Below are 22,282 nucleotides of genomic sequence, written 5' to 3'. Positions count from 1 at the left end.
GGCGCGCCGTACGAGGGATGCGATAAATGCCCGGAGTCTGGGGGCTGCGGCCGAAATCTTCTACCCATTTCACCCACTCGTCGCGTAAGCGCTTAGCCGAAGCGCCTCACGCTTTGCGAGCTCCTCGTAGCTGAGAGCATCGATTTGAGACAACAGCCAGGCTTGCGCGATCCGAGCTTGTGTGAGCCAGGTAGGCGGGATCGGCGTCACTCATCTTTGCCCGCCTGCAGAAGCATGGAGGTGTCCACCTAGCTCCGGCCTCGGCCATGGCTGTACGCAAAGGTGCATTTCGATGAAGGAAGTGTTCAGCATATGGCCGCCAGAGACTTTGCGTTATCGGATCGCGGCGCGACTTCACCTGGAAGATCACCTCGGCGTCGATCCGGGTGGGCGGTCATAGCAATCCGAACCTCCAACGTGCCACAAACGATCCACCGCCCTGCTCGCTGATCGTTAATTGCCGATGGCCCACCGGATAAATGGACGAATTAACCAGTGAGCAGCTCAGATCGTCGCCCTTTTTCATCTTCTCTCCTCGGGCGCTTGCGCTTTGGTACTTTGCGAGACTCCGGGTTGCGGAGTCGCACAAACAGACCCATAGCAAGCCTTCTGACCCTTGTAGTTGGCGAGCGTTTGGACCGATTCCGACATAACCTCCTGTTTCAGGTTGTCCGGGATAGGTGCGGGGCCGTCCAGCGACTTCAGCGTCACCTCGATCAACTCGCTCGCGCGATCCTTGTTGCCGCTCTCGTAATAGTACTGAGCGACCGCCGGATAGGACAGGAACTTAGGGGCGTCGCCGCGTTGCGGAGCATTTATTGCCAGAATGTGTCCGGATAACTCATTGCCCATCGCAAAGCGCTCGGCCTGCGGCAAATGAGAGTTGTCATTCGCCGGATCAAAGAGTTGGCGCATCGCCCCGGCCATCCACAGCGCGGATTTTTTGTTGATCGCGTCACGAACCAATTGGCGCATCACCGGCAGGCCGGCCTGCAAGTCGCGCATTTTGTGAAGCAACAGATCCGCCTGGAGCACGCGGAAGTTCACGTCATCCGGCAGAACAGCGACGGCTTCTTCGACCACCGAAAGCGCCTTCGCCCAATCCTGCGCCTTCATCGCCGGCGTCAGTTTGACGAAGATCGGCATTGTGCGTTCGCCCTTGGCGATCCGCTCAGCATCGGCGGCTTTCGCTTCATCGCTGATGCGCCAGCTGCCAGTCAGAATCTTCGGCAAAACCTCTTCGAGTTGCGTCGGGGAACCGATAAAGGCGATGTGGCCATCACGGTCGACGACGAACGAAGTGGAAATCCCGATAGAAAAAGCTGGAATCCATCCAAAGCTCGTCCATTTCGCGTGTGTAGTCGAGCCCGACCCGATAGTTGAGATTCGGCAACTTTTCGGTCAACCATGCGTCCAACTTGCTTCGGGCCTTTTCCGCTGTTTGAGCGCGCTCACCAGCTGCTATTCCGAGGACCTCAACTCCGCTATCTCTGTATTTCTCTTGCAGCTGTACCAGATCGGACAGCGCCGCCACACACGATGCGCACCAAGTTGCCCAAAATTCGACGATGTACACTTTCCCGGGCTGGAAGCTCGTGAGGGGTTGACCACGCAGCCAGTTCTCCACCTTGATCGGGGGAGCTGGGGATTCTAAGCCCAGCGTCATGTTACGCTCCAAAGTTATTGTCAGGGACTGCGCGACGTTTTGTGCTCGCTGATCTCCGATCGCGACCGCGACCGAGAAGTGGGGTGCCGTGGTGTAGACGGGCTGCCGAACGAGAGCCGTAGCGAATGTCGGTGTCGCAGCGCTAAGCACGCCGACACACAAAGTTACAAGGAACAAGCTCGTCCTCTCACGAGCAGGCCACGTCGATTCAAGGAAGGAGAGCATCGCTCGACTCGCATCTGGGTGGGCTCAGCACTTTCAGTACTGCTGCACCCTTAGTAGCAACGTCCGTGCCAGCATCGTCTGCGCGCATTAAGCGCCTAATTGCGCATGAACAGCTCAACGGCAGTTCACGGCGACCAGTGTTTTGAACCCGACGGGCTTTGTGCCGGTGTCGGAATTTGGACAAGAATTGCGCACTTCGCGCCGCCAGATAACTGATTTGATGTTGTGAGCCGCCGAACGGAAACTTGGTAATCCCTGTCCCCTAGCAAACAGGATTAGAGGCGAGCGACGATTTAGATTCGACTCGAACGAGCCGAAGCCCGTTGACCGGGACACGTGTTCTGGGCGATGACGATGGAACCATTCGCCTGAACCTGCGGACGGTGCCGCGGATCAGGGAGGCTCTGAAACTGTGAGTGCTCGCCATCGCTCCAAGCGGTTCCTGCACCAAAAACTGGTACTTCGATTAGTTTGCTGTCCAGCCGCGTGTACCAGGCGTCCATGATGCCCCCTTCAATTCGAAAACCGTTTCCCTCGTATCGAAACAGACGCCGCCGATCGCCTCGATGGAGCTAAGGCTTATACAGGCGTTCACCTCCAGGTTGCTGACCGGGAGGCCGGCTGGCACCACCCGCTGGCGGCACGCAGCACTTCCTTGCCGGCTTGAAAATCTTTGGCAAGCTGCGGGCCTTCAAGACCCATCGTGTCACAGCCGGATGACAGGTATCGAAATAAGTAGACGGAAAACCCTGCACTATGCGATGTGGCCGACATCGACACAGGCTATGGCAATGCGATCAATGTCATCCATGCCATTGGCGAGTATGAAAGGACCGGCGCCAGCTCCGTTGTCATCAAGGACAAGACATTTCCCAAGGTTACGAGCCTTGCTGCGGAACGTCCAGATGATGAGTTATGGCAATTTCGGATCCGGGCCTCAAGCACAGCCTTGAGGGACACCTTCCGCCGTATCATCGCTGATGGCGGCGTCCAGAACGTCCACAAGGATATTTTAACGATAGAGGACCCCTTCAGACTGCAGAGAATGGACGAGATTGAGGCAGCTGAAACGCGCTTCCTGCGATGATGCAGTGCTGCAGGCCGACTCTAATCTCGCCTGAACGGCTGTCGCTGCAATCTCGACGGGTTGGGGCGGCACGTTCGTCGGGCTACCACTCCATTTCGTTGAATGGAAGACTATCGGGCCCTGTCAGTCAGCATCTATTGCGTTTGGCTCGAGGCTGATAGCGCAAATGGGCAGCGGAATCGAACGGCCGCCGAGCCGGCGGAACGACGGCGCTCGGGTCAGCGCCGGCAAAACCCGCGCAGTTTTGTGATGTTTTTATGTCGGTTATAGCCAGTGGTTTGATGACCATCGAAATGGCTGCCTTCGCGCATGAGAGCTCGTGCGCTTGTGGCATACAATGTGCGCCGGATCCGCGTCGAGCGCGGTATTCCGCAAGAGCAATTGGCCTACGATGCAGGTATTGATCGCTCCTATATGAGCGGACTTGAGCGCCAACAGGCAAACCCCACAATTGATCTTCTCGATCGCCTTGCCAAGACGCTCGGCGTTGCTGTCTCCGAGCTGTTTGTTCGGCCATCCAAGGGGGCGCCGCCACCTGCTACCTTACGTAAAGGTCGCAAGCCGAAGCCGGCACGCCGCAAAAGGACCTAGCCCCCCTGACAACACCGAGCCATTGAGGCCGATCTTGTGCGGTGGCCAAGCATCAATGCGCTCCGAGGCGGATTTTGTGCGCGGCCGCCCCCTGATTCGCGGCAATCCCGATCGGCACAATCATGGTCACCACCAAACCCGCAGCCATGACCGGATAGAACTGAACGCCTGGATTAAGCAGCTTGAGCAGGGCCACGGTGACCGGTGCTTTCGTCGAACTGAGGATCAGGCCGAGAGCGAAATTGTGCCAGGCAAGCAAGAAAATGAGCAATGAAGCGCCGATTAGGCCGGGCTTTAGAAGCGGAAGAACGATGTGCCAGACTACACGGAACGGCTTTGCACCATCCATGGCCGCCGCCTCCTCAATGTCCTTTGGGATGTCCTCGATATATGATCGGCTTAGCCAGATGATCATTGGCAGCGTGACGACCTGATAAACCCAGATCATGCCGAGATAAGTGTCATAAAGGCCAACTGTTTGGAACACGCTGAACAGCGGTATAACGACAAGGAGTGCCGGCGCGAAGCGGAAGCCCAGAATGAAGAACGCGATGTCCTCCTTCCTAGGGATATCACGTCTTGCCAAGACGTAACCTGCGGGTACGCCGGCGATCAGCGATACGAGCACCGCGCCAAGCGATATCACGACGCTATTGGCGACCGGCGTCAGGAAATCAACCTTGATGGTGCCGTAGCTTGTCGCCCCGGCCTGGGCGGCATCGAACAAAACGCGGAAGTTTTCAAATGTTGGAGTGAAGACAAAGCGCGGCGGCAAGGTCATGACCTCGGCCTGCTGCTTCAGCGACATCATCACGATCCAGACCAGGGGAAATGTCAGGATGAGCGTACAGACAACAACCAGTCCATTAAGGAACAAGCTTGCGGGCGTTAAGCGTTTGAAGCGCATTGCCAGCCTCCTCTAGCTTACGCGCTGCCGAACCAACCGCCACAATTTTACCATGGCCAAGGTCCCGAGAAGCACGATCAACCAGTTGACAACCATGAGCGCGGCACCACGCCCGAAGGCGAGGTTTTGAAAGGCTGTGATGTAGGCGCGAACCGAGAGCACGGAGGTACTGTCACCTGGACCGCCCTGGGTTGTTCCGAAGATGATATCGAACTGATTGAGCGACTCGATCAGCCGAAAGACTGCGGCGATCAGGATATACGGTGCAATGAGTGGAAGCTCAATATGGAGGAACGTCGCCCAACCCTTAGCGCCATTGATCCGCGCGGCTTCTCTGATCTCCTCGTTAATGCCCTGCAAACCGGCGAAGATGATGAGCGCAAAAAATGGTGTGTAAGTCCATATGTCGATGAGAACTAGCGAGAACATCGCCGTACCGGCGTCCGAAATCCAGGCGAAGCGGCCGATCCCGACGAGCGAAAGCAAATAGTTCAGAATCCCGTTTTGTGGATCCATCATTGTGGTCCACATCAGGGCGACGCTCATGGGCGGCAATACCAACGGAAGGAGAATGACAGGCCGCATCAATTGTGCAAGAAACACGCGGCTTGCGAACAATTTGGCGAGCGCAAGCCCAGAGAACGCTTCCGCGAGGACCGCGGAGCAGGCATACACCGTGGTCGCCCGCATGCTGTTCCAGAAATCTTGAGTCTTGATTGCCACTTCATAGTTGGTGACCCCAATGAAACGAACCAGGGGACGGCCAAACTTGAGATCGGTCAGCGATTGGAAGACGCCATAGAAAAACAGAAAAAGAAATCCGAGCAGTATGATGATCGCGGGAGCAATCGCAGCAAGGCTCCACCAGTCAAGAGCATGCTGCCCGGCGCTTTGCACCTGCTCTTTTTTGGGCGGTGCCAGTTGGCCTACCGATGATTGTAGCATCACGGTTGCGTCGATGCCTCGAAGGTTCATCGCTCACTTCTCGAAAGATACGCGGGGGTAGTGGAGGCGGCAATCCGGTGATGCCGCTCCCCGGTTGCCTTACATGGAGGAGCGAATCTCGGAGGCGAGGTCGGCCAATGTCGCCTTCACGTCCGCACCATTAACCATCTTCTGCATGGCAACTGCCCAGGCGTTCATGGCCTCGGCAAACCCTACGCGCGGCGTAAAGGCGAGCGCAGCCCGGTCCTGAACACTCTTGAAGGTATCCACGAAATTTGTGAATTCCGGTTTAGCCGCATAGTCGAGCCAAACCTTGTCGCTCCAGGTCGAAGCGCGCGGCGAGTTGACGAGCTTGCCGGCGATGGCACCGTTCAGCTCGACCTGCTTTGACGTCGCCCACTGAATGAAGAGCCAGGCCGCTCCCTTTTTCTGGGAAGCAGCATTCATGGCCAGGGACCAGATCCAGATGTTCGATTCGAAAGTCTTGCCGTTCGGAGCTCGCAGTGGCGGAGCGAAGGCAATCTTGCCCGAAGCGGGCTTGCCGGCAACATCGTTCCAGAACCCGAACATGTTAGAATCGATCGCCATCGCTGTCCGACCCGAATTGATGCCATCGACCACTTGGTACCAGTTGTCGTTGGCAAAGGATGGGGCAGCACACCTCTTGATCATCTCCACGTAGTCTTTGTGGAAGGCGATCGACTCGGGAGAATTGAGACCGGTTTCCAACTTGCCGTCCTTGACGACGAAGTCGTGTACACCATAGGACTTGGCGATTGAGATCGCGGCCGTGTGGATGCTGCTCCAAAAGCGCACTCCTCGCACACCCAGGGGCGTGATCGCGGGATCGGCAGATTTTAGCTTTTCGCATGCCGCCGACATTTCCGGCGGGGTTGTCGGAACCTTGATACCGTGTTTGTCAAGAATGTCCTTACGGTAGAACAATTGGATGTTTTCGAACCCGTGCGGGATGGCCCACACCTGACCCCGGCCCGGTTCGATCTGCCCGCCATTGACTTGCCAAGTCAGCGCGTCACGCAATGCGGGGAAGAAGTCCTTGTAGTCATAGCTTGCCGATGTGAGCTTAGGGTCGTTCAGATAGCGGTCGAGCGGCTCAAGCAGTTGACCGGGCGCAAGATCCCAAGCCGGTTGAATTCCTGTGCCGACGACATCCCACGAGGGCGATTTTGTGCTCAGCTGGATGGTCAGCTTATTCCAATAGGCATCGTCCGGATAAAGCTCGGGCGTCACCTTGATGCCCGTCAACTTCTCGAACTCAGGAAGCTGTGCTGCAACCGCGTCAGCATATGGATGGATGTCGTAAGCCCAAACGATCGAAGCGCCCTCGAACTGGCGCCAGTTGATATCCTCCGCTTTGGCCTGGCCGAAAGATGCGGCCGCACCGGACAAGAGAGTTGAGCAAATCAGAGCGGCTTTGACGAAATGGTAAGAATGGCCGCGCGGTGCGGCTAGCGTCCTTGGCATTGGTCCCTCCTCTGGGCTCTTCGGCCCTCAAGTTCACGTGCCTGTCGTCTTCCAGGGCCGCGAGTGTTGGTAACGCTAGCCGTGATTTTCCGCCCTTATGCACCCATTCAGATCGAAGTTGGGTATTTTTGGGTAAGTCAAGAAAACAGCGTTACAGCAGCCGTTGCAAAAGCCATGGGGAGATGATCAATGCAGGCCCATGTTCAGACCCCGCGCAGCCAGCCTACAAACGAGGGCCGAGCCGGGCCAACCGCCCGAGCTGATGCATAGTAGCTCGTTCGAATCCCTCTGTTAATCTCACCTTGCGGCACGGACGCCTCGATCTTGTTCTTGATTGTGCTGCTTTTAAGAGGGACGAGTGCTTGATGCATTGCCGCAACCTTTCTCGATCCGCAAACAATCTGGTCTCTCAACCCGCCATATTGCAGGACGAAGCTCGAGCGCGACCGCGAGCATCAGCAACAAGGCGTTGCGGATTAGGCCCAACGAAAGCCTCAGCCAGGCTGAGGGTGAGGCGGAGATTGTGGTCGACGGCGGTGAAGGCGATGTTGGCGGCGTCCCCCTCCCGGCCCTTTGAGATGGCAGCGACCGAGATGCCCGTCGCTCTTCATGTGGCCATTCACGGCTCGATGACTGAGAGGCGCCTGAGCCGATGCGCAGATAAGATTGCCGCAACTTAAGGCCGCACTCGCGGGCCAGCCGATTGGTTAATCGCCGCATATTCCAGCTTGGCATCGGTCGGGAGGTGATGGTCTTGGGCTGAACGGTGGTCTCCACCGTCGCTGCTTGAGATCGCGCGTCCGCAACGCGCCGGTCTCATGCGCCCCCTCAAGCTCTCGGCCAGCAAGAGCTCCAGCTTGTCACCGAGCCGCTTACGTCAATGGCCAAGCGTGCCCGTTACGCAAGCTGGCGCCCTCGTCAGTCCGAACGCCTACGTGGGCGTAGGAAGAATCGGATCAAGCTCCTCCTGCTCGAGGATCTTGGATCCATCTTTGGCCAAGTATGCCGCCAGTGAAGCGATGCCGGAGTTTGGTGGGCAACGAGCGGGTGCGGACTTTTTGGTCGGCGCCCGCCCCGAGATGCGGCAGGATCGGTCGTCCGACGGCGCGCTCCATCGTGTGGAATATCCAGGTGCCGTCCGGATCGATATCCGACCAGTGAAAGATCGGGGTTTGTTCGGACACCATTGCCGAGATCGTGCGCAGGGCCTGTTGGCTGGCAAGCGAGGGATACCCGCCAACATACAGCGTAGCACCCAGTCGAGCGGCGTCGGCCTCGGCGACGTGCCTGTTGAAGCTTGCCAAGTTTTCGATCGTCAAAACATACGCCGGCGGCTCCCGGAAGCGGACATGATCTGCCTCCTTAGGCGCGATCCCGAGATGAGCGGAGTGGCTCCGGAGAGATCGGCCCCAAGAAGATCGATCTTACCCGCGATCAGCAGCGGCGGGGCAAAGCGTTCCAGCCCGATCGCCCGCAGTGCCTCGCGGGGCCGCGCGCCCGGAGGAAACTCGAGGACGCCACTCAGGAGCCGAACCACGACGCCTTCAACGCGTTCCAGCGTCTTGCTGTGCCTCACCGTCCGTCGCGAGAAGGTCTTATAGTCCACGTCGAGATGCTTGTTGTCCAGGATGGCCTGGGCGAGATCGAAGGCGTGGCGCAACGTATCGACATCGGACGAAGCGACCCGCGGGCTACCGCTCCCGGTCGATCAACGACGGATCGACTGGTGCGCGCATCCGCACCTGAAGCGGTGGTTCGATCTGGTCAAGGCAGGCCGGGCGTGATCCGCGCGCAGCGGCGTTCATCGAACCATGATCGCCGCCCGGCGCGACCCTAACGATCAGCTGGCCGGCGTATGGTAGCCTTTCGGTTGCCATGCGCGACCCTTGAGGCGATCCATGGCCATGATCGAGTCCGCCGCCCCATCCGCGCCGCAAGTCCAGCGACATGGCTCGATCTTTGACTGTAGGAGGCGCTTCATCCAGAATAAGAGTTTAGGACTTTGGTTCTTTGAATGCCTTCTTCTTCAAGGCGGATAAATAATTTCCTCGAACTCTTGGACGAGATTTACCGGCCAAGCGCATTTCTAGCGTCACAACAAGTTCCTCAAATTTTTTGCGTGTTGCGCCCGCCAGAGGTCGTTGCCGATAATAGCTGTACAGGCGCTCGGTTATGACAGCTGTCACCCACCGTGGCGTATCTTCCGATTCGTAAAACTCACTTATCCTGGTTATAGCTAGGGAACGAGTCGATCTCGAGCAACATGAAAGAGCAGAGCAGCGTGCGAATTGCAGATGTCTTCTCGCTGCGTATCTGCTCATCGATAAAATCAACCAGCTTTTCGCTTCCAAGGCTTTGATAGGCGATCTCGGCAACGATGGTCGGCATGACATGCTTGATCGTACCCTCGATGAACCTAAATAGCTGGGACAGCTTTTCACTCAGTACCGGGCGCGACCATTGGACGGTGTTTGGGCAACAGCTCCTTATCTGCACAACGGGTCTGTTCCGACCCTGAGAGACATGCTGGTGCCGCACGCCAAGCGGCCGATGTCGTTTTGCGTAGGCAGCCGTGCGTTCGACCCGGTCAACGTCGGGCTCGCGACGAAAGCACAGTCGTCCGAAAGCTGTGCGGCCGGTCTGACGAACTTCGATGTGTCGCTGCTTGGGAACAGCAATCGCGGACATTCTTTCGAGGGTAAGGAAACCGACTTAAGGAAACTGCCGCCCGGCATCATCGGACCAGAGTTGACCGACGCCGAACGGCGAGCGCTTGTCGAATATCTCAAGACTCTATGAGCGATGGCGTTCGACGCCGACTTGTGTGCCGGCGTCGCTAGCTTCCGCCGAGTTCGAATGCGCCTCGTCAGAACACGTGCCATTCGGCAGATTGTCCCTGCTCAGCCAGGTCATGTGTCCCTCCTGCCGGGACGTCGTCGATTGTCTTGAAGCCGCCATGAGCTCGCCGGTCCTAAGCAGCCCCGACTTGGCGCAATCCTGACGATCCCGCCCAACCGCACTTGGCGATGCTGGGCGCGGCTACAGTTGCGCACTCGAAAACCTGTTCATTTTCCAAAATCTGGGCGCTCCAAGTGTAGTTTTTACAACATTTAGCGCCGAGCTATTATGGTTAAGCCAATAATTCGCCCTACAACCTTGTTGTGCAGCGTAGCAACGAACCGGAAAGTTATCGCGGAAGAGGTGGTGGCGATCATTGGCGTGCGAGATCAGCCGGCTGCTACCGATCGGGGCCGTATATCGGCCGACAATAAGCCAAGGCGAGGACTTGGGAGGAATAAGAGCTTGGCGCCGACGGAGCCTCTGAAAACGCTCGCCCCTCTTAGACGGCAGTCGGCCTATACTACCTCTCCTCAAATGCCGCGCCAGAAGCTTCCTTCCATCACCATCAACAATCTCGCTCCAAAGGCCCGCTTTCAGAGACCTCCAAAGCTACGCTTCCGGATTAAATCGACAGCTGGGGGTTTATTTATCGAGGCCAGTTCCGCCCGATGCTCTACTGTTCATCGTTGACCACATATTGTCGCGGCGGCGCTGCACCGAGGACCGAATGCGCATGGCTTCGCGGTACTTCGCGACCGTGCGGCGGGCAATATCAATGCCCGAGACTCGCAGGCGCTCAACGATCGCGTCATCGGACAGAACCGCTGACGGCTCTTCGGATTCGATCAGCTGCTTGATGCGGTGACGCACCGCTTCAGCGGAATGCGCCTCACCGCCATCCGCCGAAGGGATCGATGCCGTGAAGAAATATTTCAACTCGAATGTGCCGCGATTTGTTGCCATGTATTTGTTGGCGGTGACGCGCGACACCGTGGATTCATGCATCTGGATGGCCTCGGCAACGGCCTTTAGATTCAGCGGCCGCAAATGCGCAACACCAAGGGTAAAGAAGCCGTCCTGCTGACGCACGATCTCGGTCGCAACTTTCAGGATGGTGCGGGCGCGCTGGTCGAGCGCGCGCACCAGCCAGGTCGCGTTCTGCAGCGCGTCGTTGAAGTAGGACTTATCGACGTCCTTGCCGATCTTCTTCGACAGCTTGGAATAATAGGTCTGGTTGACCAGCACGCGCGGCAAGGTGTCGCTGTTGAGCTCGACATGCCAGCCGCCATCAGGAGCCGGACGGACATAGACGTCGGGTACCATCGTCTGCAGCCGCGCCGACCCGAACTTCATGCCCGGCTTGGGACTGAGCCGGCGGAGCTCGTCGATCATGTCGGCGATGTCCTCGTCGTCGACGCCGCAGAGCTTGCGCAAGCTCGCGATGTCGCGCTTGGCGAGGAGATCGAGATGCTCGACGAGGGCCTGCATCGCCGGATCGTATCTATCGAGCTCGCGGAGCTGGATCGCCAGGCACTCGCGCAAGTTACGCGCACAGACGCCGGGCGGATCGAACTCCTGCAGGACGGCAAGAACGTGCTCGACATCCTCCTGCGTTGCGCCGAGCCGCTCGGCGGCCTGGCCGAGATCCGGCGGCAGATAGCCGGCTTCGTCGACGAGATCGATCAGATACTGCCCGATCATGCGCTGCGCCGGCGCGGTGAATGCGACCGACAGTTGTTCGGCCAGGTGGTCGGACAATGTTGTCTCGGACGCGACAAACGCTTCGAGATTGTAGTCTTCGTCACCCGAGCCGCCGCCACCCCATTCGGTATAGGTGGTCATGGCGCCATCCCGGGCGTCGCGCACTTGGGCCTCGGCCAGCTGATCGCCGCTGACCTGATCGACCTCAGTCGGGGCTTCGGCCCCAGCTGCATCGTCACTGGCACGCTCGAGCAGCGGATTACACTCCAGCTCTTCCTCCACGAAGGTCATGAGGTCGAGATTAGATAATTGCAGCAGCTTGATCGCCTGCATCAGCTGCGGCGACATGACCAGCGACTGGGATTGCCGGAACTCTAATCTTTGCGTGAGCGCCATGAAGCAAGAACCGTTACTGAAGTTGGTCTGCGTTTTGCTCATCTAGTCAGGAGCTGATCTAAGCGCTTTGATGTCGCGCAAAAGCGGATGCGAGGTGAGATGAAGGCAGCGAACAACGGAATCCGACACTCAGTCGGAGCTCCCTCGTCAATCCCCATTGTGCGCGAGATGAGAGGACTAGGAATTCGGATGCGGCACTGTGACGCGAGGGCATCAACAAACAGGACAGCTTCCCGTGGCGATACTCCTATCAAGGACTTGCAGTCCCCGGCAGTTTCGGTGAGTTCTGCGCGTAGCCGCGATCCTCCACCCTCCCGCAGGAGCGCCGGCAACAGCTGCGCGGGGCTCAGGATCAGTGCCTGCCGCCACTCAGACAGTCCCTCGCTGTCGAGCCTTGCTGCACGCTCGAATTAGCGCGAACTTCGAAGCCGATCGTGGAAGGAAGTTGCGCAAACGAATTGGCACTAGGGCTGGCAGTCGAAAATAGTTGAGGTAGCGGGTTGAACCGGCCGCAAGATCGCTATTGCGTCAAACGCGATTGCGAGGCGATCACCATTCAGCTGCCCAACGCCTGCCGCTTGTTGGCCGCTAGCGTCTGCCCCATGTGCGTCGAGAAGAGTCTCTTGTCCGGGTTGCTGACGCAAATCGGCAGAAGTTCGAATAGCGGGCATATATTGGCCTGCTCTTCGGCTTATCCTGCCGAAAGTTCCAACGTATTCGGGATGACGAATCTGGGGCCTCTGACGCATCAAATCTGGGACAGTTAGTTTCCTCCGCTTGGCCGCTGAGCGGGACGATCTTGTCGGTTTGGTCGAGAGCCCTGCGCCAGTCGCCTTGCTTGCAGCGGCCGGCCGACATACTCGCTCCGCGAGAGGCGTCCGCACGCGCGAGACCGCCATGATGTTCCTACGACCTCGAGCAACATTTCATCGCTGGCCAGCGGGGTCTTGCCAGCGCGTTGGCCCACTCCTCGCCATATCGGTGCTGCCGGTGAAGCCTGCCGCCTCCCCAAACAACACCTCTCCGAAGCTTCGGTGGGATGCCGACCCCAATCACTCGCCTCAGTGGCATCTGAGCTGCGGCGAAACGACAAGAAGAATTCGCGCTCTTGGTACAACTCACCGGGTCGCAGAGGCAAGCTCCCGAGCCGAACCCCGGCTCATCGCCCGCGTCGTCGTACCTGCCATTCGCGCTCCCGCTGCCTCTGCGCCGATGGTAGCACCATACACCGCGCTGTAGAACACCGCAGCGGAAGTTGGCGCCGCGACATCTTATTCCGGCTACCGACGCAATTGAGCGGCCGCGTGAGGAGTTCGAGCGACGGATCAAGATCAAGACCGTTTGCCATCAGCGGCCGCCGCGGCAATGCCGTCCTGGCCTGCTCACCCCCGGCCAGATCAACATGCGCAAGGTCGACGGCTGGAGACCCCTCACCACAAATCCTTCGATAGGTAACTTGGGACGCGCCTAGTTGTGGGGCGCGCACCATAGCCACAATGCAATGCGCATCGCGATTGAACTCGCTGCGCACGGGCAGGTAGCTTCATGTTAGTGGAAATCGCGCCGACATTGCCGCAGCTGGCAAGCCTCGATTGCACAACGCGAAGCATCAACTTCTCGATAAGGGCCGCGCTGCCGCTCAGGTGAAGGGCCTGGCTTCAGCGATCACGGCTTCGTCCAGCGGCAAGCCCCTGCCATAGGGACGAACCAGCTTTCGCGGGCGGTCGCATCGAGCAGCGGCACCTCAGTTGCCTGATTGATATGGCCGGGACGGCCGGCTGGCGCAGCCTCGAGAGCCTCGAGACGGTTGGTGGCGAGAATGAAGATGTTGTCATTGTTGCTTCAACCCGTTCATTGCGTTGAGCAGCCTGTTTAGCAACACTTACTTGCAAAAACCTATAACAGCGCGATTCCTGGCAAACAGATCGACATCCTCGATCTGAAACGGATGGAACTTCATATCAATAGCGCCGGGATCGCGTGGTCGGTATGACAAAGCATGCGATTTACCGCCTAGGACCTGCATTGTCCGAACTAGGAAATCCAGCCTCAGGCGAGTCTGACGCAGCGAGACTTGCATGAAGCGCCGACGCCCCTAGGTCCACGCCAGCCACTGATAAACACCGGACACGCGCGCCGGATGCGCTTGCCCCGTCATCTGGTTTGAGCCAATTCCGTTGAAGTACATCGTTGAATCCACTAGAGATCGAATCCACTAGAGATCGGCTATCCCGACCGCAGCAGATGAATCGCAAAGGAAGAGCCCGCCGACGCAGGGTCCTTGATCGTTCCTTTGAAGGCGTACGGAGCTAAATGATGCCGCGCCGGGTTGCTTTGGCTACAGCATTTGTCCGGTTTGCCGCCCCTAGCTTTCTGATGACGTTCTTCATGTGGAAATTGACGGTATTATCAGTGACGTTAACAAGTTGCCCGATTACCCAGGCTGACTTCCCCTCTGCGACCCAGTATAGGCACTCTGTTTCTCGCGGTGTTAGCGGAATGTCTGTCTCGCAACTCTCATCAAGCGGCGGTGTAATCTGCGCGACAGCGTTGTGAAACGCCGACGCCAATGTCGTGAGATGAGCCATGCGATCCTGTGGATCGGCATCATCGAAAGGAGATGCAAACGATACGAAAGCCGATCGGCCTTGCGATCCAAACAATGGCACGCTCATGCCATGCTTAAGGCCTGCTTCTTTGGCCTCGCGTAAGACGCGCGGCTCACGGGGCTGCAGTTCATATCGACTGGTTAGTTCATCCCAAAGAAAGGGCCTTGGCAGCATTGCTGTCCGCCGGACCACCGGGTCGATCGCTTGATATTCTTGTTCAGCATAGCGTTGGCACCAATCAGACGGGAAGTTTATAGTTGGCGGGGGCGATAGATACTCTGGCAAACGACGCTCATTGGAGCAGGAGAGTGCTCCGTAGGCGACTTTATCAAAGCCTTCATTGCTCGCGAAATTCACAAGAAGATCGAACAGCGCTGCGATTGATCTTGTCTGTATAGCGCACTCGATGAAGCTGAATAGGTCGGGCCCGCGACTTTCCCGTCTGCTTGAAGCGAGTGGCATTTTGCCGTGCGACTGGTCATCCATTTTCTATTTCCGTTTGCTTACACAGATGTTGGCTTTGCTTCTTGCAGCTGAAAGCTCGCGCGCGAAAGGAAAGCGCCGGCCCAGAACTGTTTCACACGGTCCCAGCACGCTCCGAGAAGATAATCGGAGCGACTTGACGCACGCTGGCAGGTCGAGCCAAAGCGAAGCTGACTTTGTTCGCTGCTGACCGGTCGGGCTGCTCTCCAAGGTGCCAGTGCCCCAGTCTCTCGAAAGAACGGCTGGCAAATCATGCAACGATTGCGGCGGACACGGTCAGCACTTCTCGTAAGAACATGCCGGCATCTCGAGCGCCACCGCAAAGGAGCGAGGTCGGCATGGAACTGTTCGCAGCTCGGCACACCACACCCGGACGGGTCCAGCGCCCTCAGGTGCTTGCGCATTTTGGGCCACCACCCGCGGACATCAACAAATGGCTGCTTGACGAGGACGACAGCGTGCATGCGATCCTCAGGACTTTCCAAGAACCACCGATGCGCACAGCAATTCTCGCACCACTCGCCGATCGGAGAACTTGCCCCCATAATAGGGGCACTCGCAGAAAGATGGTCTCCTCTGGTTGAGCGGATGTGACATACGTCGAACATGCGACAACGTCTCATGCGCGACACAGAATTTGATATAGATCAAGAGCGTGATTAAAGGCCTGCCGTCTCACCTGCATTGACGGGGCGCGAATGGCACTCCCTGAGTGCCATCTTAACGCGCGAGGCAAGTCCAGTACCAACCTTCCTGCGGGCAGCGGAGCAGCAGTTTAGTGTGGCTCTGCTTTTCGAGCAGTCGAGGACGGCACTTTCGAACTTTCGCTGTGGCTCGCCTTTGCGAACTTCCCATCGGCGTCGTGAAGACTTGCCCCCTCCTTGCAAACCCGAGGAGAGAGCGAATGAACGAGGAAAGAAACAAAGGCTCGTTGTTGATCGGTCCGGGAGCAGGTTGATAGAACTCCTTGTGGCGTGGCGGAAATGTTGCGCCTCTCGGGCCTAGGGTCTGAAGCGGGTTACACGCCAGCTCGGGTGCAGCCTTCACACGATGAAGGGCTATGGAATGGCGGGTGAGGTGAAGCCGTTCAAGTCGTGTCCGGGTTAGCTCTCCCGCACCACGGTCTTCAGGTAATGGTAGGCCTTGATGATCTCGACCAGGCGCTGCTCCGTAGAGCGGTCGCCGCCATTGGCATCGGGGTGGTGCCTCTTGACCATCGCCCTGTACCTCGCCTTGATATCTCCGAGCGTCGCATCGACATTCAGGCCCATCACCTGCAACGCTTTCCGCTTGGCATTGAAAAGCTTGCGCGTCTCAGGCCTGGCCCCGCGCGGGCGCGTCCCTTCAGCTCAGCGAGCATGCAAAAAGCATCGCAGTCGTCCTCGGAATGGGCCGGGCTGCCGGTCATCTTGCGGGCGCTGATGGGCTCGCCGATTTTCCAAGTTGGACGATGGCCCGTCAGCGCGTCATTCTGGTAGCGCGCGATCGCTTCGGCGTCCATCCCGGAGAAGAAATTGTAGGACTGATTGTATTCGCGAGCATGCTCGATGCAGAAGTGCCAATATTCGCGCGCATTGTGGCGGCCCTTTGGCGCGGGATGGGTTGCCTTGTTCTGGCAATCAGGCCATTCGCATCGCACCGCGGTCCGGCGCTCCTCCTGCGCTTCCTGCTTGTTGATGCGAATGGAGGCGAAGAATTTGGATGTGTCGCTCAGCATGACTTGGCTCCGTTGGGCGGAGCGGCAGTTAGCAGCGCCGCTTCTAAGCTAGAGAATTGGTTTCGACGGCAAGTTGGATCTGACTCGGCCTTTGCGTCTAGTTCAGTGCATGGTGTAGCAAGCACTTCCCAGCAATCGACATGCCAGGACTCGCGCGCTTGGTTCAGACAATCATCTCTTTGCGATCTCAGATCGATTCAATTGCAATGTGCTGTCGGGCTCTGCACATCGAGGTCTTGAACGGGACCGGGTGAATACGAACAAAGCGGGAGCTATGCAGGAATCTGGCTGATGACGCGCTTAGGGAAGCAGCGGAGCAACGCGGATGGTGAATTTGCGAGAACTTCTCGACGAGGCGATATGGCCAGAATGAGACTATCAACATCCTGCCCTTCGCTCAGCCGCCTGCGGTTGATCATGCGTGCTACAAATTCTGCGCAACAGAGCGCGTGTTCTGCTCGCCCGGTGCCGCGACGGAATCGTTCCAGAGACGCCGGCGAGATGAAGCGGCCAAGGATGGCCGCGCAACACCGCAAAAGCTATCGGCGCAATCGAGGCGGCCGGGCCCAAGGTGAGGACCGGGCGCGCGACTCTCGCCGGTTGGATCCGCTTCACGTACTTGATTTTGCCAGCCGAGCGCGGCGACCAGGAGCTTTGATCCCCTGCTTAGCCGGGCCGTATGTTGACTCGCGATTTCAGGAGGCACGATCGGCCCTGCTGGAAAGGATGCGGCGAATCTTTTGCTATTAGCGATTTTTGGGGCCTGAACAATCGATCGCGGGGCAAATACGTGCGCCGCAGCACAAGTCCGCCGGCGATCAAAGAGAGCCCGAGCTGGTTCTGAGCGGCAAGAAGAAGGCCATGGAGGGTCTCAACGGCGCCCAGCCGGCGCGGTCGCGGAGCATGCACTCGACATCTTTACTGCGAGCGCACCAAATATGTGCGTGGCCGCGATTACCGGACAAGGATCGCCGATATAAAGCCTATTGGCTTTCTGTGTCTTGCCGGCCGAGCACCAGCAGAGAACCACAATCCGAGCGAGAGCATCCGCCGCGGTACGGCACACGAACATGCGAGCCAGGAACCGTTGTCGGCCACCAACCGTATTAGATTGTGCAAGCTGAGCAAGCGTGAGACGTTGGGATGACCGAAGAGCCACAATCAGTTGCCGAGATCATCGCGGCGTCAGAGTGCCGACAGTATTTGAGCCCGTCCCAAACAGGCAAAAACGATGCCGCCTGCTCGGCTTCGTCACCAGTCGCGATTGCGGCGAAATGACTGAGCTGAGATCGCACTCCGGTTAGTCTCTAAGCACGTCAGCTTGTCGACAGCTGATCCTAATAGAGTGAGACAGTGACACGATTGGATCGGCATTGCGAGCCGACTCAAACCACCGGAGAGTCGACATGGACCCTTTTAACCGCATCAACCCACTCGACCGTGACCACGCCGCGGCACCGCAACAGCAGCAAGCGGAGTTTGAGCCTTACTTGGATGAAGTGCCCCAGCTTGATACCTCGACAATCGCAGAGAATCCCGTTTTTCATGATCCCTACTACCCTCATCTGTCTGAAGAAGGCCTTAGACTGGCCCAGGCATTGGGACTTGAGCACCAGAGCACGGACCGTCCTCATCCCGAACACGCAGTCACCAGACGCGAGGACGCCGCTGCGCAGCATCGCGCGCCGCAGGGTGGGCCGGAGGAACTGACTGCGCAAGGTCACGATCAGGATCCGTGGCAAGAGCCGATACGCGAAGCGATCCTAGCATCGTCTCTCAACCGGCCAGCCCCGGGTGGTCTGGCACCGGATCCCGAAGAAGCCGTTCGTTACTTCAGCTGGAGCGGCGCCTACCGGCCGGCTGCAAACGAGCTAGCCTCGGTCGCTTCCAGCTCAGGTCACGAAGTCGTTGTGGATGAGGATTACACCGGCCAACCTACGAAGAGGCAGAGGACACTAAGCCTGGCGGAAGAAAATGCCACTGCGCGCCAGCGCACCGAGCCCGGCAATTCAACCGGTCGCGAGTTAATTGAAGACGCCGGCGCACCGCTTCTGGCCAGCAGCCGGTTCGTCCTTCCTGAGGAAGTCTACGATCAGGATCTGCTGTGGGCCATGGTGGATAACGCTCGCCCATCGTCATCTCTCGAACCAAACGAGGGTCATCACCAAGCCCTGGACTCAGAAGCGGCCGTTGGTCCGTTCAACGCGCAGCACGGCGACCAGCACGCGTCCGCTGCGCACGAGCGCAGCAACGTCCCGCCGAGCCAGGACAGCCGACCTACCAGTTTTATCGTTCACAATGACCGTTACACGGCGCTGTTCGTGCCTGCGGGGGCGATGAGGCGAAGCACCCCACTCAATCCGCCAGGCTCAACCATTCAATTCGGATCTCGACCGGAAAACGTTCTGCCGCCCAGCCTGCAGCCAACGGATCGAACCGCCCGATCGCTTTTTGGACGGTCGATTGAGCAAGCCGCTCCGGCGTCCTCCAGGGCTCAGAGGACGTACCCCGCGGCCCGCGAGATTTACGCTGCATCATTCTCCGTTCCCGAGACTTTTTTGCACGGCACCCAACCCGCGCCGGACACGATGCGGGCGAAACTCGGCCAGTGGGGCCTTCTGCCGGACGAAGCGCATCCGACAAAACAATACGACATTCATGGTGAGCGCTACACCGCCCTTTTCGGACCCGGAGGCTCCGATGACCTTCGGCTCATCCATCACCCACGAATGTAGACGCCGAGGGACATCTCAAACGCATGGAGCCCGTCCAGATAGTTCCGGAATTGGACTTGTTATTGGACCATAGCTTGCTCCGGCTGCTCCTGCGAGGTTGGCGCGGTTCTGGGCAGCACAGATGTCCGCTGCTCGCGTCGATGACTTGCCAGCATCATCGCTTAGCAACTCCTCGTTGGGCCGAACTTCTACCTCCGTTTTCTTGCTAACTACGGCGTGATCACGTTGATTGCCTCGAGGCGGTTGTGCAGCGAAATCGGCAGTCGAGTGCCGGCCTCCCGCGCACTTTGCCTGCAATATCTGCTCCACATCCACAGTTGCCTGGGCACGCACTGACGCATTCACCCGCGGGCGGCTCTTGAAGCTGCGATGAAGGGCTTGTCGGCGGCTTGCCGGGCCGCGAGAGCATCGAGCGCGCCGTCGCGCTGGTAACAGGTCATGATCGTGCGACACGAGCTCGCCGCTATAATCGACACGGATCTTTGCTCGGAATGCGACTGACTTGCAGCCCTCCCAGCTCACGGCCTTGTCGCTGGAGGCGATCCGCAGCAGGCGGCCCAATACGCCTGGAGAAGACATAAATTGTGATGGAGGCGCGGATAAACGAGCCTACCAATTCGTGCAGCAGATTTCGCAGCTCACGTCAGTTAGTTTGCTGGGTAGTAACTCCGGGAGACTTCTTCAATGCTGATCGTCGACACAATTTTGAAGCCAGACAGGTTTGGCGGTATTGGACTTTTCTCCGCGACTCGTTTGCCCAAAGGTTCGTTGATCTGGATTCACAACCCAATCGTTGACATCACGGTGACGCCTGAACAATACGAAGCCCTAGCTCCAACATTCCAAGCGCTACTTGATAAGCATGCCTATCCAAGAGACTACAAGGCTTACGATGGTGTTATCGAGTACAATGCTGACAATGCCCGCTTCATGAACCACAGCAGCCGCCCAAACACATACCAAGACGACCGCCGAGTTTTCACAGCCCGTGACGTACAACCCGGTGAAGAACTGACCTGCAATTACTTATTTTTCGATCCACGGTGTGACGTATCGTGGAATGAAGAACCATCCATGAATCTTGATGCCCCAACGGGCTAGGCGACGGTGGATTCAAGTTCGCGGTCTGACGACTTGATCCGTTGGCGAATTACGCCGGCAAGACTTTCGGCAACTCGTTGTGGCCATCGACCGACTCGGCCAATTTTCTAGCTGCCTTACCGAGCAAGAAGATTTTGCGAGCGGAGCCTTGTTCGACAGACATCCCTTGGCGCGCAGAGCTCCTTGGCGCACCGTCGCGGGAGCGCTTTCGATGAGGTATCTCCTCGAGGCGGACTTCATTGCATCTCTAGAGCTTACCCAACGCCGGATCTCCGCGGATGTGCCCGTTCTCGCACTGACTTTTGAGTCTTGATCCTCGATATTTCCTGAGATGGCCCGGGCACCGATCCTGATATTACCTTTAGGATAGGCCGATTGTGCCGCTTGATGTCAGAGTAGCAGATGTGCTGTTACAAACGCACTTGATGAGGGCTTATCGCGGCTCGATCTTTGCGCCTCCGATTTAGCTTCGCGCAATGCAGAGAGCATCCGTCCCATCTGGTCACGATCCTACATACTGCCATATCAGGACCTGTTTAGATAAGAGATCAGCGACTATCGTGTGATCGATTTCGTCGGCCGAGGTCCATCCGATCTTGCCGATCAACTATCATTACGCGCTCAAGGATGCCGCGAGGGACGAAAGCCGCAAGACAATGGGCGCGTCGATCCTAAAGCGGTCCGAGCACGACTCCTAGCTTCCTGGCGTACTCACGCTCCCAAAAACTAGGGTCCAGACTCAATTGAGCCAATATGCGACGAGAGCGGCGAGATGAACAGCGGCCAAAAAATTACGGGCGAGCTTGTCATATCGCGTGGCGATGCGCCGGAAGTCCTTAAGCCTGCCAAAGCAGCGTTCGATGACATTTCGTCCTTTGTAGGCGCGTTTGTTGAAGCGATGGATGACGACACGGTTAGATTTATTGGGGATTACGGGCTTGGCGCCACGACGAATGATTGCGCCGCGAAGCTTGTCGCCATCATACCCTTTGTCGGCGAGGAGCACGCTCATGGGTGGCGCGAGCGCCAGGACATCGGGAGCCGCAGCGATATCGGCATCCTGGCCTGGAGTCAGATGCAGGACGACCGGCCGGCAGAGCGGATCGCTCAGCGCATGGATTTTTGTCGTGCGGCCTCCGCGCGAGCGGCCGATTGCTTGATTGTGCTCCCCCCTTTTCCGCCGGAGCCACACCGGTGAGCTTTAATCGAGGTCGAGTCGAGCGACAGTACGACGCCGTCTTCGCCAGGCTTGGCCAGCGCTTCGAAGATTGCGCACCATCGTCCTCGCTTGGCCCAGCGATTGAAGCGATTGTAGATCGTCGTGTAAGGGCCGTATTCACGTGGACAATCACGCCATCGTGCACCCGATTGCAGCATGTGAATGATGCCGCTGACGATGCGTCGGTCGTCGTCCCGATCCGGCCCCGTCAGTCCCCTCGGCAGATGCGGTTCGATACGCGCCCATTGCCTGTCGTTCAGCCAAAACAAACCAGCGCGCATTCTCTCGCCCCCGAATCAACACGTAGGCAAGAGAATCACGTGGCGCTATTTAGGTACAGACCCTAGTACGAGCTGAACTTGCAACGGCCGGCTGGTTGCCATCAGGCAGCTCGCGGAGTGAAAAGAACACTAGGCTTGAAATCTCACGGCTCATCCAAGCTGAACCAGCTTGTGCTCACCGGGCAGACCACAAAGTTCCGGCACATGCACGTGCCTTGGACGCTAGCTCCGCAATGCAGCGAACCTCGACACTCGTTCGTCCGCCTTCCACCCAATGTAGGGAAGTTGACGCG

The 22,282-nt window shown here is 58.1% G+C and carries 14 protein-coding genes and 4 pseudogenes; 6 read left to right on the top strand and 12 right to left on the bottom strand.

Annotated features, from left to right (window positions below):
* Nucleotides 1-522: 522 nt before the first annotated feature.
* A pseudogene (locus ABIA42_RS01345) lies at nt 523-1,666 on the bottom strand (TlpA disulfide reductase family protein).
* 988 nt (nt 1,667-2,654) lie between these two features.
* Between ABIA42_RS01345 and ABIA42_RS01340 the strand changes: the two are divergent.
* Entirely contained in the window at nt 2,655-2,978 is a 324-nt protein-coding gene (locus ABIA42_RS01340; RefSeq protein WP_370115771.1) for a hypothetical protein, read from the top strand.
* A gap of 309 nt (nt 2,979-3,287) precedes the next feature.
* A complete protein-coding gene (locus ABIA42_RS01335; protein ID WP_080584305.1) occupies nt 3,288-3,569 on the top strand; it encodes a helix-turn-helix domain-containing protein in 282 nt (93 codons plus the stop codon).
* A 52-nt stretch (nt 3,570-3,621) separates the two neighbouring features.
* Here the strand turns inward: ABIA42_RS01335 and ABIA42_RS01330 are convergent, their stop codons facing one another.
* The 3 genes from ABIA42_RS01330 to ABIA42_RS01320 all read right to left on the bottom strand — a co-directional run bounded on the left by ABIA42_RS01330 (nt 3,622) and on the right by ABIA42_RS01320 (nt 6,906).
* Complete coding sequence (locus tag ABIA42_RS01330; protein WP_370115773.1) at nt 3,622-4,476, bottom strand: carbohydrate ABC transporter permease; 855 nt, start codon at nt 4,474-4,476, stop codon at nt 3,622-3,624.
* Nucleotides 4,477-4,488: 12 nt separating this feature from the next.
* Complete coding sequence (locus ABIA42_RS01325) at nt 4,489-5,451, bottom strand: carbohydrate ABC transporter permease (RefSeq protein ID WP_011084695.1); 963 nt, start codon at nt 5,449-5,451, stop codon at nt 4,489-4,491.
* A 69-nt stretch (nt 5,452-5,520) separates the two neighbouring features.
* Complete coding sequence (locus ABIA42_RS01320; RefSeq protein ID WP_011084694.1) at nt 5,521-6,906, bottom strand: sugar ABC transporter substrate-binding protein; 1,386 nt, start codon at nt 6,904-6,906, stop codon at nt 5,521-5,523.
* A gap of 358 nt (nt 6,907-7,264) precedes the next feature.
* Between ABIA42_RS01320 and ABIA42_RS01315 the strand changes: the two genes are divergently transcribed.
* Nucleotides 7,265-7,483: a hypothetical protein gene (locus ABIA42_RS01315; RefSeq protein WP_161966258.1), complete on the top strand. Its 219-nt coding sequence runs from the start codon at nt 7,265-7,267 to the stop codon at nt 7,481-7,483.
* Between the two features lie 44 nt (nt 7,484-7,527).
* Here the strand turns inward: ABIA42_RS01315 and ABIA42_RS01310 are convergent.
* The 4 genes and pseudogenes from ABIA42_RS01310 to ABIA42_RS01295 form a co-directional block, all read right to left on the bottom strand.
* Nucleotides 7,528-7,783: pseudogene (locus ABIA42_RS01310) on the bottom strand (IS5/IS1182 family transposase); the annotation flags it as partial.
* Between the two features lie 79 nt (nt 7,784-7,862).
* The gene (locus ABIA42_RS01305; RefSeq protein WP_026312353.1) at nt 7,863-8,225 is read right to left on the bottom strand and encodes a Wadjet anti-phage system protein JetD domain-containing protein; all 363 of its coding nucleotides are present in this window, start codon (nt 8,223-8,225) and stop codon (nt 7,863-7,865) included.
* Nucleotides 8,222-8,566 carry a hypothetical protein gene (locus tag ABIA42_RS01300; protein ID WP_014497905.1) on the bottom strand — a complete coding sequence of 115 codons (345 nt, stop codon included), beginning with the start codon at nt 8,564-8,566 and terminating at the stop codon, nt 8,222-8,224. The genes ABIA42_RS01305 and ABIA42_RS01300 overlap by 4 nt, the downstream gene beginning before the upstream one ends.
* A gap of 557 nt (nt 8,567-9,123) precedes the next feature.
* Entirely contained in the window at nt 9,124-9,294 is a 171-nt protein-coding gene (locus ABIA42_RS01295) for a hypothetical protein (protein ID WP_014497906.1), read from the bottom strand.
* A 36-nt stretch (nt 9,295-9,330) separates the two neighbouring features.
* On the opposite strand from ABIA42_RS01295, the gene ABIA42_RS01290 reads away from it, so the two are divergent.
* Entirely contained in the window at nt 9,331-9,705 is a 375-nt protein-coding gene (locus tag ABIA42_RS01290) for a di-heme-cytochrome C peroxidase (protein WP_269465757.1), read from the top strand.
* Between the two features lie 684 nt (nt 9,706-10,389).
* Here the strand turns inward: ABIA42_RS01290 and rpoN are convergent.
* The 3 genes and pseudogenes from rpoN to ABIA42_RS01275 form a co-directional block, all read right to left on the bottom strand.
* Nucleotides 10,390-11,844 carry an RNA polymerase factor sigma-54 gene (rpoN, locus tag ABIA42_RS01285; protein WP_011084688.1) on the bottom strand — a complete coding sequence of 485 codons (1,455 nt, stop codon included), beginning with the start codon at nt 11,842-11,844 and terminating at the stop codon, nt 10,390-10,392.
* A gap of 2,309 nt (nt 11,845-14,153) precedes the next feature.
* Nucleotides 14,154-14,939 carry an autoinducer binding domain-containing protein gene (locus ABIA42_RS01280; protein WP_370115775.1) on the bottom strand — a complete coding sequence of 262 codons (786 nt, stop codon included), beginning with the start codon at nt 14,937-14,939 and terminating at the stop codon, nt 14,154-14,156.
* Between the two features lie 1,100 nt (nt 14,940-16,039).
* Nucleotides 16,040-16,653 (bottom strand): annotated as a pseudogene (locus ABIA42_RS01275) (J domain-containing protein).
* A gap of 1,406 nt (nt 16,654-18,059) precedes the next feature.
* On the opposite strand from ABIA42_RS01275, the gene ABIA42_RS01270 reads away from it, so the two are divergent.
* The gene (locus ABIA42_RS01270) at nt 18,060-19,388 is read left to right on the top strand and encodes a hypothetical protein (protein ID WP_011084682.1); all 1,329 of its coding nucleotides are present in this window, start codon (nt 18,060-18,062) and stop codon (nt 19,386-19,388) included.
* Nucleotides 19,389-20,072: 684 nt separating this feature from the next.
* Nucleotides 20,073-20,489: an SET domain-containing protein gene (locus ABIA42_RS01265; RefSeq protein WP_011084680.1), complete on the top strand. Its 417-nt coding sequence runs from the start codon at nt 20,073-20,075 to the stop codon at nt 20,487-20,489.
* Nucleotides 20,490-21,228: 739 nt separating this feature from the next.
* On the opposite strand, the pseudogene ABIA42_RS01260 reads toward ABIA42_RS01265, so the two are convergent.
* Nucleotides 21,229-22,011, bottom strand: a pseudogene (locus ABIA42_RS01260) (IS5-like element ISBj2 family transposase).
* Nucleotides 22,012-22,282: the final 271 nt, after the last annotated feature.

The organism is Bradyrhizobium sp. USDA 327 (assembly GCF_041262065.1).
In the GTDB taxonomy this organism is placed as follows: domain Bacteria; phylum Pseudomonadota; class Alphaproteobacteria; order Rhizobiales; family Xanthobacteraceae; genus Bradyrhizobium; species Bradyrhizobium liaoningense.
This window is presented reverse-complemented; position numbering and strand designations above follow the sequence as displayed.

Excerpts from the sequence above, each read along its gene's own strand:
- ABIA42_RS01335 (WP_080584305.1), top strand. The coding sequence starts at position 3,288 with ATGAGAGCTCGTGCGCTTGTGGCATACAATGTGCGCCGGATCCGCGTC.
- ABIA42_RS01330 (WP_370115773.1), bottom strand. The coding sequence starts at position 4,476 with ATGCGCTTCAAACGCTTAACGCCCGCAAGCTTGTTCCTTAATGGACTG.
- ABIA42_RS01325 (WP_011084695.1), bottom strand. The coding sequence starts at position 5,451 with ATGAACCTTCGAGGCATCGACGCAACCGTGATGCTACAATCATCGGTA.
- ABIA42_RS01320 (WP_011084694.1), bottom strand. The coding sequence starts at position 6,906 with ATGCCAAGGACGCTAGCCGCACCGCGCGGCCATTCTTACCATTTCGTC.
- ABIA42_RS01295 (WP_014497906.1), bottom strand. The coding sequence starts at position 9,294 with ATGCCGACCATCGTTGCCGAGATCGCCTATCAAAGCCTTGGAAGCGAA.
- rpoN (WP_011084688.1), bottom strand. The coding sequence starts at position 11,844 with ATGGCGCTCACGCAAAGATTAGAGTTCCGGCAATCCCAGTCGCTGGTC.
- ABIA42_RS01280 (WP_370115775.1), bottom strand. The coding sequence starts at position 14,939 with ATGGATGACCAGTCGCACGGCAAAATGCCACTCGCTTCAAGCAGACGG.
- ABIA42_RS01270 (WP_011084682.1), top strand. The coding sequence starts at position 18,060 with ATGGACCCTTTTAACCGCATCAACCCACTCGACCGTGACCACGCCGCG.
- ABIA42_RS01265 (WP_011084680.1), top strand. The coding sequence starts at position 20,073 with ATGCTGATCGTCGACACAATTTTGAAGCCAGACAGGTTTGGCGGTATT.